The sequence below is a fragment of the Salinispora pacifica DSM 45544 genome, assembly GCF_000378845.1.
Lineage (GTDB): Bacteria > Actinomycetota > Actinomycetes > Mycobacteriales > Micromonosporaceae > Micromonospora > Micromonospora pacifica.
The window spans coordinates 539734-555729 of record NZ_KB905359.1 but is presented as its reverse complement, the minus strand read 5'-3'; the positions used below and the strand labels follow the sequence as shown (position 1 = coordinate 555729).

The 15996-nt window shown below is 71.3% G+C and carries 15 protein-coding genes and 1 pseudogene; 6 read left to right on the top strand and 10 right to left on the bottom strand.

Annotated features, from left to right (window positions below; translation table 11 throughout):
- Positions 1 to 30: 30 nt before the first annotated feature.
- The 4 genes from SALPAC3_RS0102495 to SALPAC3_RS0102480 all read left to right on the top strand — a co-directional run bounded on the left by SALPAC3_RS0102495 (position 31) and on the right by SALPAC3_RS0102480 (position 4143).
- Entirely contained in the window at positions 31 to 1032 is a 1002-nt protein-coding gene (locus SALPAC3_RS0102495; RefSeq protein ID WP_026185166.1) for a Gfo/Idh/MocA family oxidoreductase, read from the top strand.
- 91 nt (positions 1033 to 1123) lie between these two features.
- Positions 1124 to 2290 carry a 3-dehydroquinate synthase family protein gene (locus tag SALPAC3_RS0102490; RefSeq protein WP_018219690.1) on the top strand — a complete coding sequence of 389 codons (1167 nt, stop codon included), beginning with the start codon at positions 1124 to 1126 and terminating at the stop codon, positions 2288 to 2290.
- Entirely contained in the window at positions 2287 to 3198 is a 912-nt protein-coding gene (locus tag SALPAC3_RS0102485; RefSeq protein ID WP_018219689.1) for a sugar phosphate isomerase/epimerase family protein, read from the top strand. The genes SALPAC3_RS0102490 and SALPAC3_RS0102485 overlap by 4 nt, the downstream gene beginning before the upstream one ends.
- Positions 3199 to 3210: 12 nt before the next feature.
- Positions 3211 to 4143: an LLM class F420-dependent oxidoreductase gene (locus tag SALPAC3_RS0102480; RefSeq protein WP_026185165.1), complete on the top strand. Its 933-nt coding sequence runs from the start codon at positions 3211 to 3213 to the stop codon at positions 4141 to 4143.
- 23 nt (positions 4144 to 4166) lie between these two features.
- On the opposite strand, the gene SALPAC3_RS0102475 is transcribed toward SALPAC3_RS0102480, so the two are convergent.
- The 5 genes and pseudogenes from SALPAC3_RS0102475 to SALPAC3_RS0102455 form a co-directional block, all read right to left on the bottom strand.
- The gene (locus SALPAC3_RS0102475; protein ID WP_018219687.1) at positions 4167 to 5165 is read right to left on the bottom strand and encodes a tyrosine-type recombinase/integrase; all 999 of its coding nucleotides are present in this window, start codon (positions 5163 to 5165) and stop codon (positions 4167 to 4169) included.
- Between the two features lie 13 nt (positions 5166 to 5178).
- On the bottom strand, positions 5179 to 6150 hold the full coding sequence (locus tag SALPAC3_RS0102470; protein WP_018219686.1) for a hypothetical protein: 972 nt from the start codon (positions 6148 to 6150) through the stop codon (positions 5179 to 5181).
- 161 nt (positions 6151 to 6311) lie between these two features.
- A pseudogene (locus tag SALPAC3_RS25250) lies at positions 6312 to 7956 on the bottom strand (RCC1 domain-containing protein).
- Positions 7957 to 8086: 130 nt separating this feature from the next.
- Positions 8087 to 9259, bottom strand: coding sequence for an MFS transporter (locus tag SALPAC3_RS0102460; protein WP_018219685.1), 1173 nt, complete (start codon positions 9257 to 9259; stop codon positions 8087 to 8089).
- Between the two features lie 151 nt (positions 9260 to 9410).
- A complete protein-coding gene (locus SALPAC3_RS0102455) occupies positions 9411 to 9914 on the bottom strand; it encodes a MarR family winged helix-turn-helix transcriptional regulator (RefSeq protein WP_018219684.1) in 504 nt (167 codons plus the stop codon).
- Between the two features lie 64 nt (positions 9915 to 9978).
- Here SALPAC3_RS0102455 and SALPAC3_RS0102450 point away from each other — a divergent pair, with 64 nt between their 5' ends.
- Positions 9979 to 11031: a GNAT family N-acetyltransferase gene (locus SALPAC3_RS0102450; RefSeq protein ID WP_026185163.1), complete on the top strand. Its 1053-nt coding sequence runs from the start codon at positions 9979 to 9981 to the stop codon at positions 11029 to 11031.
- Between the two features lie 91 nt (positions 11032 to 11122).
- Here the strand turns inward: SALPAC3_RS0102450 and SALPAC3_RS0102445 are convergent, their stop codons facing one another.
- Positions 11123 to 11446: a GYD domain-containing protein gene (locus tag SALPAC3_RS0102445; protein ID WP_018219682.1), complete on the bottom strand. Its 324-nt coding sequence runs from the start codon at positions 11444 to 11446 to the stop codon at positions 11123 to 11125.
- Positions 11447 to 11622: 176 nt separating this feature from the next.
- On the opposite strand from SALPAC3_RS0102445, the gene SALPAC3_RS0102440 reads away from it, so the two are divergent.
- A complete protein-coding gene (locus SALPAC3_RS0102440) occupies positions 11623 to 12222 on the top strand; it encodes a TetR/AcrR family transcriptional regulator (protein ID WP_033660395.1) in 600 nt (199 codons plus the stop codon).
- A gap of 24 nt (positions 12223 to 12246) precedes the next feature.
- On the opposite strand, the gene SALPAC3_RS0102435 is transcribed toward SALPAC3_RS0102440, so the two are convergent.
- Genes SALPAC3_RS0102435 through SALPAC3_RS0102420 form a run of 4 tightly spaced genes read right to left on the bottom strand, consistent with a single transcriptional unit; the run spans position 12247 to position 15876 of the window.
- Positions 12247 to 13485 carry a glycosyltransferase 87 family protein gene (locus tag SALPAC3_RS0102435; RefSeq protein WP_018219680.1) on the bottom strand — a complete coding sequence of 413 codons (1239 nt, stop codon included), beginning with the start codon at positions 13483 to 13485 and terminating at the stop codon, positions 12247 to 12249.
- Positions 13482 to 14156, bottom strand: coding sequence for a class I SAM-dependent methyltransferase (locus SALPAC3_RS0102430; protein WP_018219679.1), 675 nt, complete (start codon positions 14154 to 14156; stop codon positions 13482 to 13484). Before SALPAC3_RS0102430 ends, SALPAC3_RS0102435 begins: the two co-directional genes overlap by 4 nt.
- Positions 14156 to 14866 (bottom strand): polysaccharide deacetylase family protein, encoded by a 711-nt coding sequence (locus SALPAC3_RS0102425; RefSeq protein WP_018219678.1) that lies wholly within the window; start codon positions 14864 to 14866, stop codon positions 14156 to 14158. Before SALPAC3_RS0102425 ends, SALPAC3_RS0102430 begins: the two co-directional genes overlap by 1 nt.
- A complete protein-coding gene (locus SALPAC3_RS0102420; RefSeq protein WP_018219677.1) occupies positions 14863 to 15876 on the bottom strand; it encodes a glycosyltransferase in 1014 nt (337 codons plus the stop codon). Before SALPAC3_RS0102420 ends, SALPAC3_RS0102425 begins: the two co-directional genes overlap by 4 nt.
- Positions 15877 to 15996 lie beyond the last annotated feature (120 nt).

Sequence of the window (15996 nt, the reverse complement as noted above, 5' to 3'; positions counted from 1 at the left end):
GCCCGGCGGAAGTATTTCCATAATTACGGTATGCGTATTGCCGTTGTCGGGGTGGGCCGGATGGGCGCCATCCACGCCGCCAATCTTCGCCGCCACGCGGATGTCACCTCGTTGGTGGTCGCCGACTCGGACCGGCAGCGCGCCCAGGAGGTGGCGCACCGCCTCGATGCCAGCGCGGCCACGGTTGACGAGGTGTTCACCTCCTCGACGGAGGCGGTTGTCATCGCCGCCAACACCGCCGCACACGCCGAGTTGATCCGGCGGGCGGCACGGGCGGGTCTGCCCGTGTTCTGCGAGAAGCCCGTCGCGGCGGACCTGGCCGAGTCGATACAGACCGTGCAGGAGGTGCAGGCCGAGGGCGGGACTTTGCAGATCGGCCTCATGCGTCGGTTCGACGCGGGCTTTCAGGCCGGCCGGGCGCTGGTGCGGTCCGGACGGCTCGGTCGGTTACACACTGTTCGTTCTGTTGGCGCGGAGCCCGACCCCCCACCGGCCACCTACCTGTCGGCCTCGGGTGGGATCTTCTGGGACGCGCTGATCCACGACTTCGACCTGTTGCGGTGGATCACCGGCCGGGAGGTCGCCGAGGTGTACGCGTGTGGCTCGGACGCCGGGCCGCAGATCTTCGCCGAGCTGGGGGAACTCGACACCGCGATGGCGCTGCTGACGATGGACGACGGGACGCTCGCCGCCACCACCGCGGCCCGGTGCAACGGGGCCGGCTACGACGTGCGGATGGAGGTGTGCGGGGATGCGGACACCATCGCCATCGGGCTCGACCGGCACACCCCGCTGACCTCTGTTGAGCCGGAGACAACGTTCCCGTCGGCGGATCCCGTACAAAGTTTCCTGGAGCGTTTCGCGCCGGCTTTCGAGGCGGAGATCGACACCTTTCTTCAGGTTGCCCGTGGGGATCTGGAGAACCCGTGTGACGGGCGGGAGGCGGTGGAGGCGCTTCGGGTGGCGGAGGCGTGCTGGCGCTCGCAGCGGGAGCGGCGACCGGTTCGGCTGACGGAGATCGTCAGTTTCTGAGGCGGTCACGGTCTGCGGGACCGGCCGGCCCGGTATGCCGAGCTCCGGGCGGGGCGTGGCATGGTTTCGGGCCCGGCGGGAACCAGGGTTCATGCCCCGATCCTGGAAATGGGAGGCGCAGGTTTCCCGGCCCGTCGAGTGGCGGACCGCACTGTACGACGGGTTGATGGAGCTCACGCCCCGCAGCGAACCGGCGCTCTTCGGCGATCTGAGCCACTCCCGGCGACGCTTCGTAGCGGTCGACGAGAGCGCGTGGGGGTTGTACCAGAAGGAGATCACCTCGCTGCTGGACCGCTACCGACTCGAGTGGAACAACCCGCCCAGCCTGCTGCCGGGGGGCGAGGACGCCAAAACCCGCGACAGCGCGAACCGGATCTCCGATGAGATGAACGCCTTCGGCGTTGCCCGATTCGGCGAACCGCCGATCGCTATCGGCGGCGGCGTGCTGCACGACGTGTTCGGTCTGGTGGCGGGCGAATACCGGCGGGGCGTGTCGTGGGACTTCATCGGCACGACGCTCGTGTCCGCCATCGACTCGATGTTCGCCCTGAAGTGCGGCGTGAGCGCGGGATGGAAGAACCGGGCCGGTCTGTACCATCCCGCGCGGGCGTCGATGACCGATGCTCGTTTCTTCCAGACGTTGCCGCCGCACCAGATCAGGGACGGCTTCGCGGAGATCATCAAGATCGCTGTCGCCGGAGACCACGCCCTGTTCCGGCTCCTCGAGGAGGATGGACCGCGGGTCGCCGAGGAGCGTTTCCGCAGCTGCGACGGCCCTTCTGAGGAGATCCTCTGCCGGTCGATCTCGTGGATGCTGCGGGAGCTGAAGCGCAACCCGTTCGAGCGCGATACGGCCCGGGCCAGCTACCTCGGGCACAACATCTCGCCAGGGCTTGAGCCCACCGTGACGCACGGCCACGCGGTGGCGTTGGACATCGCCTGGACCAGCATGATCGCCTGGCGGCGGGGGCTGATCGGGCGTTTCGTCCGGGATCGGATCCTGCGCCTGATCCGCTCGTTCGGCCTGGACGTGTGGCATCCCGCGATGGCCGACACGGAACGGCTGGTGGCCGCCCTCTCCGACACCGCCCGACACCGCGGTGGTCAGCAACTCATCCCGACACCGACTCGGGTGGGTCGGGTGACCTACCTGGGGGATGTCACGGCCGACGAGCTGCGGCGCGCCGTCGAGGACCAGCACCAGTGGGACTCAGGCGAGCTGCGGTCGGATGCCGCGAAGGAGGGTGGTCGGCGATGAGTCCGTCGGACGGTCTGGATCACCGGATCCAGGTTGGTTCGTCCCCGGATTCCTGGGGGGTGTGGTACGCGAACGATCCACGGCAGGTTCCTTGGCCACGTTTCCTGGACGAGGTGGCCCGGGCCGGATTCGAGTGGATCGAACTCGGCCCGTACGGGTATCTGCCGACCGACCCGGCCCGGCTCGCCGGCGAAACCGCCCTCCGTGGCCTGCGGGTCGCCGCGGCGACGCTTTCGACGTCCCTGCACCGGGGCCAGAGCGGCTGGCAGGAGAGCTGGCCCCGGGTGGCGATGACCGCGGCGCTCGTGCGGGCGGTGGGCGGTTCCTGCATCGTGATCATGCCGGGCTACTGGCGCGACCCGTGGACCGGCGCGTTCACCGAGGAACCGCACCTCACGGCGGCGCAGTGGCGGGACCTCACCGTGTTGACCAATCGGCTCGCCCGACAGGTCCGCGACTCTTTCGGGTTACGCGTCATGCTCCACCCACACGCCTACACCCACATCAACAACGAGCCGACGGTCACCCGCTTCCTCGACGCGACGGACCCGGAACTGGTCTCCCTCTGCCTGGACGTCGGTCACTACGCCTACTGCGGCGGAGACAGCGTGAAACTGCTCGACACCTGTGGTGAGCGCGTCGGCCACCTGCACCTCAAGCAGGTCGACCCCGCGGTGCTGGCCGACGTTGTCGCCGAGGACGAGCCGTTCGGCACCGCGGTGGCCCGGGGGGTGTGGTGCGAGCCGCCGCACGGGCGTCCCGCGCTGGAACCGGTGCTGGCCGCCGCGCGACGACTCGACACCGACATGTTCGCCATCGTCGAGCAGGACCTCTACCCCTGCCCCGCCGACAAGCCCTTCCCGATCGCGGAACGGACCCGCCGACTCCTGCACTCCTACGGATTGTGATGTGATCGACACATGCAGTGCCATGTGTTCACCAATCCGCAGCAGGGGGCGAGCTACGACGAGGTCGCCGCCACCGCCAGGGCCGTGGAGCAGCTCGGGCTGGACGGCTTCTTCCGCTCGGATCACTTCCTGGCGATGGAAGGTGCCGCGGGACTGCCCGGTCCCACGGACACCTGGGTGACCTTGGGCGCGCTGGCCCGGGAGACCCGACGCATCCGACTCGGGTCGTTGATGACCTCGGCGACGTTCCGGCAGCCGGGACTGTTGGCGGTCACGGTCGCCCAGGTTGACCAGATGAGCGACGGGCGGGTCGACTTCGGGTTCGGCACCGGATGGCACGAGCCGGAACACCGCGCCTATGGTGTCCCCTACCCCGCCCTCGGCGAACGGTTCGACCGCTTCGAGGAGCAACTGGACATCGTCACCGGCCTGTGGGGCACCCCGCCGGGCGAGCTGTTCACCCATCCCGGGCGGTACTACCGGTTGACCGACGCACCGGGGCTACCGAAACCTGTCCAGCGGCGTCCTCCGATCATCATCGGCGGCACCGGACCGACGAGGACACCGCGCCTGGCGGCCCGCTACGCCGACGAGTTCAACTTTGCCTTCCCGACCCTGACGGAGATCGCGGAGCAGGGCGCGCGGGTGGACGCGGCCTGCGAGAAGGCCGGTCGGGTGCCGTCGAGTCTTCGCCGCTCGGCTGTTGTCCTGCTCGTCTGTGGTCGGGACTCCGGCGAGGTGGCCCGGCGCGCGGAACCGGTCGGTGGGCTGTTCACCGCGCAGATGATGGAGCACGGGCTGGTCGGTTCCCCGACGCAGGTGGTCGACCGGATCGGGGAGTTGGCCGAGGCGGGCATCAGCCGGCTCTATCTGCAGACGCCACACCAGTTCGACGTTGATCATCTGGCGTACTTCAGCCACCATATCCTGCCGCAGCTGGACTGACCGGTGCTGCCGGTGGGCCGGGGTCAGCCGCGGCGGCGGGACCGGGCCGCCCAGATCGCGTACGCCGGGTCCCGGTCGAGGTTGTGTCGGTCGCGGTCGTAGCGGCGGGTGGTGCGCGGGTCGGCGTGCCCCATCGCGTCCTGCACGTCCTCCAACGGCACGCCCTCGGCGCGGGCCGTCGTGGCGAAGGCGTGCCGCAGTGAGTGCGGTGACAGCCGCGCCCACCCCGGGATGCCGGCTTCCCGGGCCAGCCGGCGGACCAGCCGGAACACGGAGTGCCGGTCCAGGCGGGCTCCGGTCGAGGTCACCAGCAGCGCACCGGTCAACCGGTGCACCGGCACCGCCGCGGCGCTGGCGCGCGACGCCAGGTAGTCGTGCACCGCCGCCGAGGCGCTCGGGGTGAGGGCCCGCCGCCGGGCCCGGCCACCCTTACCGGTGAAGCGGACACTGTGGTGGCCGCGTTCGGTGCCCAGGTCCCCGACGTCCAACGACACCAGTTCGCCGACCCGCAGCCCGAGGTCGACCAGCAGCGCCACGGCGGCCCGGTTGCGGGCCGCGGTCGGGCCGGTGGCACTGTCGGCGACGGTGAGTAGCGCGTTGACCTCCTCCGGCGTGAGCCCGATGGTCGCCGAGTGGTCGCGGTCCACATGGGGGCGATCCGCTCCGGGCACCGGATTGGTCTCGACGGCCCGCAGCTTGACCAGAAAGTCGTACCAGCTGGACAGGGCGGAGAGTTTACGGGCGACCGTGGCGGGCGTCAGTGGCTTGCCGCTGCGGGTGCTCGGCGTCGATTCCAGCCGCCGGGCGTACGCGTTGACGTGCAGGAAGGTTGCCCGCAGCGGGTCGGTGTCGGCGTCGGCGCACCAGCCGAGCCAGCCGGCGACATCCCGCCGGTAGGCGGCTCGGGTGTGTTCGCTGAGCCGGCGGTTGGCCAGCCACGCCTCGGTGAAGTCAGCCGCGCCGGCCGGCAGCGCCGGCGTTGGGGTCCAGCGGCGCCGCACCGGCACCTCAGAGGAGAGCATGTGCGAAAGGTACTCAGGATGGGAGGGGTAACGGTCGGAGGCGCGCCCGCCGGAGCGCTGCGGTCACCGCCGCGAGGGTGAGCGCGGCGACCGCGGCGAACGCGGTCAGGCTCGCCAGGTCGGGGTGCAGGACTGACTGGCCCCGGCTGGCCTGCCAGCTGAGCACCGCGAACACCCCGGTACCGCCGATGGCGGCGGCGCCGACGAGGTCGGCGCGGGTCCGCTCGTCGCGCAGCCAGGGCCGGCGGGCCGCGGCGGCACCCAGGGCCACGGTGAGCAGCAGCAGCCCCTGGATGGCGTGCATGCCCACGAAGTGCGGAACTCGCAGGTCCCCACCGGTCGTGCTCCACCGGGTGACCGGCATTCCGTTGCCGTCGGGGTCGCCGATGCCGTGCGCGCCGATCAGGGACACCTGCTGGCCGTTGGCGTCGGCCACCACCCGCGGCGTCTGCCCCGAGCTACTCAGCCACAGGGCCACGACCATGCTGGCGACCGCCAGGCCGAGCCCGGCGCGCAGCGCCCGGGTCAGCGCGCGGTCACCGACGCGCTGGACCAGCAGCAGGATCGCCACGAAGAAGGTGGTCAGCAGCAGCGGCATGATGCCGACGGAGAACAACGCCTGGACGGTGCGGGCTACCGGGTCGGTGTTGTCGTTGAAGTGGCTGAAGGTGCCGTTGGCGGCGGCGTAGGCGACGGCACCGACATCCAGCACCCCGGCGAAGGCGAAGATCGTACCGAGCCACCAGCCGATGCGTCGGCCCCGGTGGAGCTTGCCGAGCAGCCACGCCAACACGAGGGCGTGCACGCCCATGGCAAACCCGAACTTCAACGGTTTCAGCCAGACCGGCTCGCCGACGAGCTGCCGATCGTCAAGCAGCAGGCCCCCGATGGACACCAGGGCAACGGTGAACATGAAGACCGCGTTCGTGAGCAGCGGCCGGTGCCACTCGGTCTGCCCGCGGTGAGGTGCGGTGGTGATACTCATGCGTCGCTCCGTCCGCCGGCGCGCACCCGGCCCGATGCCGGATGCGCCTCTGAGCGTCCTCGAACGCGCGGCGCGGCACCATCCTGCAGGCCACCGGCCGAGCCGGGGGTTAACCCTCCTTTCGCGGGCCCGGTTGCGGCGCGGTCATCGCGGCTGGGTGATCAGGGTCGGCGGGTGCGGTGCAGGAGGGCGGCGCCGGCGAGGATGAGCAGGGCGGCGGCGCCGAGTAGGCGGGGCAGGCTGGCCCCGGTGATGGGTAGGTCGGGATCGGTGGGGTCGGCGACGGTGATGGTGGTGGCCGCGGACTGACTGTGGGGGCAGGTGGTGGTGCTGGTGTAGTTGGCGGTGATGGTGTGGGCGCCGGCGGGGAGCCGGGTGGTGTGGGTGGCGGTGTTGGTGGCGTCCAGGGGCACGGTGGCGAGGTCGGTGTTGTTGGCGCGGAAGGTGATGCTGCCGGTGGGCGCAGCGATGTCGCAGGTGACGGTGGCGGTGAGGGTGACGTCCTGATCGGTGGTCGGGTCCACCGGCGAGATGCGCAGCGTTGTGGTGGAGCTCGCCGGCGCGGCAACCAGGGCCAGGCTGTGGTCGTCGCCGGCGGCGACGGCGGTGATCGGGGTGCCGGCGGGCAGGCTGACCGCGACCGGCTCGCTGCTGTCGGTGATGGTCCCGTTGCCCAGCTGGCCTTCGTTGTTTCTGCTCCAGGCGAGGGCGGTGGCGGTGGCGGTCAGCGCCACGGCATGGTCGCGGTGGATGGCGACAGCGGTGAGCGTGGCGCCGGCGGGCACTCGGACGGCGACCGGGGTGCTGCTGCCGGTGGTGGTCCCGTCGCCGAGCTGGCCCTGCCCATTGTCACCCCAGGAGAGGGCGCCGCCAGCAGCGGTTAACGCCAGGCTGTGGTCGGCGCCGGAGACAACGGTGGTGGCGGTGACGCCGGCGGGCACTCGGACGGCGACCGGGGGTGCTGCTGTCGCTGGTGCTCCCATCGCCGAGCTGACCGAAGGAGTTCGCACCCCAGGCATGGACGGTGTCGGTGGCGGTCAGGGCCAGACTGTGGAAGTCTCCGGCGGCGACAGCGGTGGCCGGGGGCAGCTTCACGGTGATCGGGGTGCTGCTGCCGGTGGTGGTCCCGTCCCCCAGCTGGCCGCGGGCGTTGCCGCCCCAGGCGAGAGTGGTGCCGGTGGAGGTGACGGCCAGGCTGTGGCCGAGGCCGCCGGCGATGGCGGTGACGGTGGTGCCGGCGGGTAGCCGCACCGCGACCGGGGTGCTGCTGCTGGTGGTGGTCCCGTCTCCCAGCTGGCCGGCGCGGTTTTCGCCCCAGGCGAACACCGCGCCGGTGGAGGTGATCGCCAGGCTGTGGTTGGCACCGGCGGCGATGGCGGTGACGGTGGTGCCGGCGGGTAGCCGCACCGCGACCGGGGTACTGCTGCTGGTGGTCGTGCCGTCCCCCAACTGGCCGAAGGTGTTACCGCCCCAGGCGAGCACGGTGCCGGCGGAGGTCAGGGCCAGGCTGTGGGTGTCACTGCCGGCGATGGCGGTGACGGTGGTGCCGGCGGGTAGCCGCACCGCGACCGGGGTGCGGCTGCTGGTGGTGGTCCCGTTGCCGAACTGGCCGAAGGAGTTGTCACCCCAGGCCAGGATGGTGTCCGCCGCGACGGCCGCGGTTGGTGTGCGCTGGGCACCCGCCGGCAGCACCCCGGCTGCCTGGGTGACCGTCACCGCCAGCGCGAGGCAGAATCCCCCGGCCAGCGCACGGGCCGCCCCACGCGCGCCAGCCCCTTGAAGATCCCGCGGACGAATTCCCGGCATTGTGCACACCTCCGAGCAGACAAGTGCCCGTCAATAGGACAGGGGCCATTATTGACCACTTATCACTCGGAAAGCGGTAGGAACATGCGCCAACCGGATCCTCGCCTGGTAGCCGGGTCGGGCCGCAGCCTCAGCGACGGCGGGTACGGGTCAACACGCGGACCAGGATGAGCATCGCGGTGGCCTGCGCGGCGGCGACCGCGGCGAGAAGCCCGCCCCGAGAAGAGTCGTACAGGGCGCCGGCGGCGACACCGCCGACGAGCGCACCGGCGGCCTGGACGGCGGCGAAGACGCCGTACGCGGTGGCCCGGCGCGCCCGGGGCACAAGGTCGGCCACGAAGGCCTTCACGGTGGAATCCTGCACCCCCAGCGCGACGCCCCACACCAGGACCCCGCCGGCGGCCACCGCCAGGCCGGAGGTGAACGCCAACGGGGGCACCACGGCTACCAGAACGGGCAGGACCAGCAGAACCCGGGCGCCGATGCGGTCGTAGGCCGCACCGGTGGCGAGCGCGGCCACCGCCGCCGACGCCATCGCCGCCGCGTACAGCAGCGGCACCCCCGCCGTCGGTACCAGACCGGTCTGTGCCAGGTGGAAACCGATCAACCCGAAGGTCACCAGCCCCGCGGTGCACAGGGCGCAGGCCACCGCGAACCATCCGAAGGACGCCGGCAGCGAGGCCCGCCCGGCCGGGTCATCGCGCTCGTCCCGGTCGCCGACGGCAACGTCACGCGGGTGCGCGATGCCGGCGCGGCGGCGCAGGAGTACGAGCAGGACCATCGCCAGCGCCCCCGGCACCGCCAGCCCGGCCAGCCCCGGCCACAGGAGTCCACCGGCGGCGGTGGTGAGTGCTGCCAGCAGCAGCGGGCCGGCGAACGCCCCGACCTGGTCCAGGGCCTTGTGGACGCCCATTCCACGGCCCATCCCCACCGCGCCGGCGGCGTCCGCCAGCAGCACCGACTTCGCCGGTGACCGCACGGCCTTACCCAGGCGTTCAACCACGATCAACACCGCGGCCGCCACCAACCCCGCGGCACCCAACCGCGGGGTCACCGCCAGCAGCGGCACGCACACCGCCGTCAGCGCATACCCAACGGTCGTCAACGTCCAGTAGCGGCGGGTCCGGTCGGCCAGCGGCCCCGACACCAGCCGCAGCGCCAGCGCGGCCGCCTCACCAGCACCAGTGATCAAGCCGACGATCAGCGCGGAGGCGCCCAACGATGCCAGTAGCGGCCCGTACACCGACCGGGCGCCCTCATACACCATGTCGGCGGCCAGGCTCACCACCCCGAAGCCGACCACCGTCCGCCACGGCGACCATCCCAACGCCCGCCGATCGTCGGGGTCTGCCGGAGCGCGCGGCGTCGGCCCGGAGTCCGTGGTTAGCACAGCCTCACCTAATCGGAGTTCGGGCTATGCGGTCAAACCGAGATCGCATGGACGCCTGGGTGGGTCACCGACCGATTGTCACGTCGCCGGGCCGATCTTCGCTGGCTTGGGGCTCTTCCAACCTGCGGGCGATCTGTTCGATGGCGATGAGGTCTGCGGGGGTAAGCCGGTCGATGAAGTGGCGTCGTACCGACTCGACGTGGGCCGGTGCGGCGTCTTCAAGCGCCGTCAGGCCCTGTGCGGTGAGCACCAGGAAGCAGCCCCGGCCGTCGTTCGGGTCGGGTGTGCGTTTCAGGAGACCACGCGCCGCCATTCGGGTGGCGTGCCGGGATAGCCGGCTGCGTGACCAGCCCATCTTGTCGGCCTGCTCCCCCAGGGTGCTGGTGTGGCCGGGTCGTTCCGACAGGGTGCTCAGTACTTCGTAGTCAGGTTCGGAGAGCCCGATCGCGGCCAGGTCGCGCGCCGTGCCGGCCTGGACGGCGACCGTGATGCGCAGGAACGCCCGCCAGGCGCGTTCCTGGTCCGGGTTCAACCAGCGTACGGTTCCGGTCGACGGTTTAGTTGACATGTAATCAAGCTAGCATCTACACTTCGTTTCCATGTCAACTAGACCGGTTCGCGTTCTTCTGCTGATCTGCAGCACCCGCCCCGGCGCTCTCGGTCCCCAGGTGGGCCGGTGGCTGGCCGAAGCGATCTCCCCACGCGCCGCGGAGCTCGGCGTCGAACTGATGCCGGTGGCCCTCGGCGATGTGAACCTGCCGTTTCTTGACGAGGAGGAACACCCGTCGTCGGGCAGCTACCAGCATGAGCACACACGGCGCTGGAGCTCGATCGTTGACCCGGCGGATGGGTTCATCGCGATCACCCCGGAGTACAACCACGGGATGCCGGCGACCCTGAAAAACGCGCTGGACTATCTCCGCCGCGAATGGGCGTGGAAGCCGATCGGTTTTGTCAGCTACGGCAACACGTCGGCGGGCACCCGATCGGTTCAGCACGCCAAGCAGGTGGTGACCACGCTGCGTCTGGTTCCGTTGGGTGCCACGGTCGCGATCCGTCTCACTGACGCCACGACGGATGGACAACTACCACCCGATGCGGCTCGCGACCGGGCCGGCCTCGACCTACTGGACGAACTGGTCCGGGTCGCGAACGCCCTGCGGCCACTGCGTGAACACGCGCGGGTCGACAGCCGACCCGGACCGCTGCCAGGGTCCTACGTCAGACGGCTAAGCGGCGACGACGAACCTGAGGTGACGGTACTGCAGCGGTGCTGCTGGGTGGAGGAGGCCCTCGCCAATGAGACCACGGACATACCCGCCTTACACGAGTCGCCGGCACAGGTGCGCGAATGGCTCGCGGCGTGGCACACCACGGGTCTGTGGCGTGACGGCCGCCTCCTGGGGATGGTGCGCGCCCGCCGCCTCGATACCGACTGGCACGTAGGTCGGCTCGCCGTCGTGCCCGACCTACGCGGCCAGGGGCTGGGCCGGTGGCTGCTGCGCACCGCCGAGGCCGGCGCCGCCCCCGACTGCGATCGCATCCTCCTGGCGACCGGAGCCAAAAGCCTGCGGAACCTCGACCTTTATCACAGCGAGGGGTACCACTCGGAATCGCTCACCAGCTCAGACGGAACCACCTGTCTCAGCAAGGACGTGACCCACCCGCGCGCACGCCGTACCTGAGGTCAGGGCGGTTCCCGCGCTGGTCAATCAGGTAGCTGCCACCACCACCTTCGCCAGCGAAGCCGGGTGAGGCAGGATGTGCTGCCGGGCCTCACTCCGGTCGGCCGGGCGCCTGGTAGGTGACCGGGAGCTTCACTGCCTCGTCCAGCTCTTCCGGAGTCAACAGTGGCACCATGATTGTCTCCCCACCGCCGGCCGCGCGGACGGCGATGCTGAGCGCGGCCGCGACCACGTTATCCCGCAGATCACACAAGACGTACACGTCGTGCTCACCGAACGAGAAGTACAGCGACTCCACCTGTCCGCCGGAGTTCTCGATGAGTGCCCGGACCACCTCGGCCCGTCGCGTCCCGCCCTCCTTGCCCAGTCCGCTGACACCCTGGGTGGTGTAGGTCGCTATCGCCAGGAACTTCACTACGCTGGCACCACCTTTCACCGTCGCTGGTGCTCCCGCTGCCTCCGCCCTGTACCCACAATCCGTCCCGCCACGCCTCGCCGCCTCGCGCCGGTACCGAGCCGGGGGCCGGGCGGCACCGGGGCGTCGGGAGGTCAACCGGTGTGCACAGCATCCGGGTTGTTACCGTGGTGAACATGTATGTACCCGAGGATCGCACCGCGAAGGCGATCATTCGGGACGCCGCCCTGGAACTGTTCGGCGAGCAGTGGCCGGCGGCGGCCTCACTCAAGCAGGTGGCGGAGCTGGCGCAAGTCTCCCAGTCGCTGATCATCAAACACTACGGGTCCCGTGACGGCCTGATCGCCGCGGTGGACACCCACGTGCTGGGCCTGTTGGGCAACGCGTTGGAGGCGCTCGCCGACACCGACGGAGCCAGTCGACCCAACCGCTTCCTCGCCTCGGCCGACGCGCTGCGGGCACCGGCCACCACCCGCTACCTCGCACACCTGCTCATCGGTGACACCGCACGCTCGGTTGAGGCGTACCGCCGGGTGCAGGAGTTCACCGACTCGCTGGTGCACCGGATGACCGAGACGGGTGCGGTCGCCGAGGACACAGACCGCGCGCAGCTCTCGGTCGTACTCCTGGCCCACGAGCTGTCGATCATCTTGTTGCGGGATCGCATCGCTGACGTGCTCGGCGCGGACCCGGTGGGCCGCGACGGCCTCCGCCGCTGGTGGGACACGATCGACCAGCTCTACTCGGGTACGGCGATCCGCAAGCCCTCCGGCTGAACCAGGGTGTGACGCCGCCCGCGTTCAGCGGCGTGCGGCGCTTCGCCGCAGTAGCCAACCAGCGAGCAGGACCAGCCCCGCGAGCGCGATCAACACGTACAGGTTGCTGTACACCAGGCCGAGGCCGGTGAAGTGCAGGTCCCAGCCACCCGGCGCGGCCAGCACCCAGCTGGTGCTGGCCACCAGCGCGAGCCAGACCGCGCCGAGCGCGGCAGCCCCGAGGCGGTGACCGTGCTGGCGGCAGCGGGCGGCGAGCAGCACCATCGCGGGCACCCACCAGACCCAGTGGTGGTGCCAGGAGACCGGGGAGACCAGCAGCCCGGTGCCGGCGCACGCCAGCACCGCGACCAGCTGGTCTGCGGCGCGCGCGCACCAGACGGCGAGGGCCGTACCGGCCGCGGCGACCACCGCCGCGGTCACCGCCCACAGCCAGGCCAGGTCGGGGGTGTCGGCGATGCGGGCGAGAGCGCCGGCCAACGACTGGTTCAGGATCGTGCGGGGGTCACCGGTGACCCGGGCTGTGTCGAGCAGGCCGCCCCCGAAGAACCAGGCCGAGTCCGTTGGTCGCCAGGCGAACCCGAGGCCGATGGTTGCCACGAACACGGCCGTGGCCGTGGCTGCCGCCCGGATCCGGCCGGTGAACAGCAGGAAACCCACGAAGATCAGCGGGGTGAGTTTGAGCCCGGCTGCCACCCCGATGCCGATCCCGCACCACCGGCTGGTGCGGCCGGGTATCAGGTCGTGGAGCACCAGCCACATGAGCAAGAGGCCGACCTGCCCTGCCTGCAGATGACCGGTGACGGGTAAGAGTGGCAGCACGGCGAGCACCGCCAGCAGCGTCGCAGGCGGCCGGCGACCGGGTGCGACGCCGGCGGCGTCGAGGGCCAGCCGGACGACCGCCACCAGCGCGGCCGCCGACACGGCCGTCCAGAGCCCCACGGCCACATCGGCGGGGACGGCGGCCAGTGGTCGCAGCAGCAGGGCGGCGAACGGCGGATAGGTGAACCCCAGCTCGATGCCGTCTTCGCCCCGGTAGGAGACCTGGTACAGGTTGCCGTCCCCGCTGGCCGCGGCGGCGGCGCCGGTGCGGTAGGCGGCCAGGTCACCCCAGAAACGCCCGGTGCCGCGGTGCACCAGCGCCGCCGCCACGGCCAGCAGGGCGACGATCCCCACCAGCGTCGCCCGCGACGCCACCGCTGCCACCGGCGGGCTGGCCGGCGGCGTCCGGGCGAGCTCGGAACCGGCGGTCGGCGCGTCGGTCACCGCCGCTCCCCCGCCGTACGTGACCCGGTGGCCTCCCGCGGCTGCTGGCCCGCCGGTGCTGGGCCGAGCACGAACGTGCCCCCGGCCGGCGCACCGTCGTGGAGCTGGGTTTTCTCCTCGTGCACGGTCAGCCCGCAGCCCCGGATCCGGTCGGCCAGGGCGGCGTGCGCGCCGCCGCTGTCGTACAGCCAGACGATGAGGACACCACCGGGGGCGAGCACGCGGGCCATCCGGTGGAGCAGCGCGACGGCCCGGTCGGCCGGAAAGTAGTAGAGCACCTCCCGCAGCAGGATCACGTCGTACGCCTCGGTGGCCCGGTAGGTGAGCACGTCGGCGACCTCGAACGAGCTGTGCGGTCGGCGCAGCGACCGGGCGCGACGCAGGGCGGTCCGGCTGATGTCAACGCCGTGGTAGTGCCGGTAGCCGGCGGGCGGCAGCACCAGATTCACTGTGGAGCCGCAGCCGAGGTCGAGGATCCGGGGTCGCGACACCCACCGATGGATGAGCTGCACGGTGGTGTGGTCGCCGGCCCGGTCCAGGTAGTTCCATCGGCCCAGGGCGTACTGCGTCTCCCAGAGCAGCGCGTTGAGCCGAGGGTACGGGCGGATCAGTACCGCCAACGGCCGGTGCAGTACGCGGGCGACGGCCCGCACCACGGCGCTGCCGCCCATCAGCTTCGCCCCGGGCGCCCCGGACCCGGTGCGGGCGGCACCGGGACGAAGCGTAACCCGCGTCGCTGTAGCCGGGGGATCACCGCCGCCAGCGCGACCACGGTCTGCCAGCGGTCGCCGCCGCCGTCGTGGCACAGCAGGACATGGCCGGAGCGGCTACGCGTCAACGTACGGGTGATGTGCGCCACGCCCGGCTGTTTCCAGTCGCTGGAGTTGACGGTCCAGTCCATGGGGGTGAGCCCGGTCTGCGCCACCGTGTCAAGGACCCGGGGCGACCACCCGCCGCTGGGTGCCCGGAACAGGCGCGGCGCCTGGCCGACGGCGTCGGTGATCTGCTGCTGCGCCTGTTGCACCTCATCGCGCAGCAGCGCGGTGGGGAGCGCGGCGAAGGGCATCGGGTGACGCATCGAGTGATTGCCGATCTCGTGTCCGGCCTCGGCGATCCGCCGGGCCAGCCGGGGGTGCTGGGCCACCCGTGCGCCGATGAGGAAGAAGGTCGCTGGCACGGCATACGCGTCCAGCAGGTCCAGCAGGGCCGGGGTCCAGCGGGGGTCGGGCCCGTCGTCCACCGTCAGGGCCACCCCACCGGGCTGGACCCGGAACATCGGCCACCGCCGGCGGGCCTTCGCGCTGGTCGTCCAGAGCCGGTGGTAGGTCCGCACGCCGAGGAAGGCCGCTTCCCAGGCCCGGCCCGGCAGCGCCGAGGTCACGAGTCGGCCCGCGCCGCAGCGGGACGGGACGGGCCGAAGTCCCGATCGGTCAGGAACCGCACCCCACCCACCGTCGCCCCGGCGATGATCGCCAACTGCACCAGCAGGTGCGTGGCGAGGAAGAAGGCGAGAAACGCCGGACCGCGTCGGCGAAGCACGAACCGCGCCAGCCCCGGGTCGGCCACGACGAAGCCGAGCAGCGCGGCAGCGGGCAGGGCGAACAGGGCGGGCGCGAAGAGGCCCGCCGGGAGGGTGCCGACGGCAAGCGCCGTCGCCAGCACGCCAAAGCTCCGGTTGGCCCGCAGCCCCGCCGGGCCGCGTTCCCGGACGGCCACCGGCACGAGCAGCTGGGAGCGGCCGAACTGTTTGCGGAGCATCGGCCACAACCGACTGTCGTCGTCGTGCCGACACGTCACCTCGGCGCTGAGCCAGACGCCGTGCCGGTCGGCCATCCGGTCGCTGAGTTCGACGTCCTCGGAGGCGCGCAGGTTCTCGTCGAAGCCGCCGACGTTGTCGAAGACCGTCCGGCGTACGGCGCAGAGCGCGAAGATGGCGGTACGGACCCGACCGGTGTTGCGGATCCGCCAGTAGTGGGCGTGCAGCAGCCGGTACGCCTCCACCGGCCCGTCGTCGAACAGCGGCTCGGTCAGGTAGATGCCGTGTACGCAGTCCACGTCGGGAGTCTCGGTGAGCACCCGCAGCGCGTTGGCGAGTGCGTCGGGCGCCGGCGCGCAGTCGGCGTCCACGAAGAACACCACCTCGCCCCGACTGGCCCGGATGCCCCGGTTGCGGGCCGCCGCCGGGCCCCGGTTGACCGGGTTGGGCAGCAGCGCAACGGCCGGGAACTCCCGGGCGATCCGCGGTGTCGAATCGGTGCTGGCGTCGTCGACGACGATCACCTCGTGCGGCGGGTGGGACTGGGCGAGGACCGCGGACAGGCAGGCGCGCAGGGTCCGCTCGCTGTTGTAGGCGGGAATGACGACCGAGACGTTCGCAGGCACGAACACCACCTATGTCAAATGGCCAGGCGCCCGCCGGGACTCGTACGCGAACGCGGTGACGGTTTCGTGCACGGTAACGACGGGGCGCGTTACGTACAAGTGCCCCAACGGGGTGTGCAGCCGGCCTTT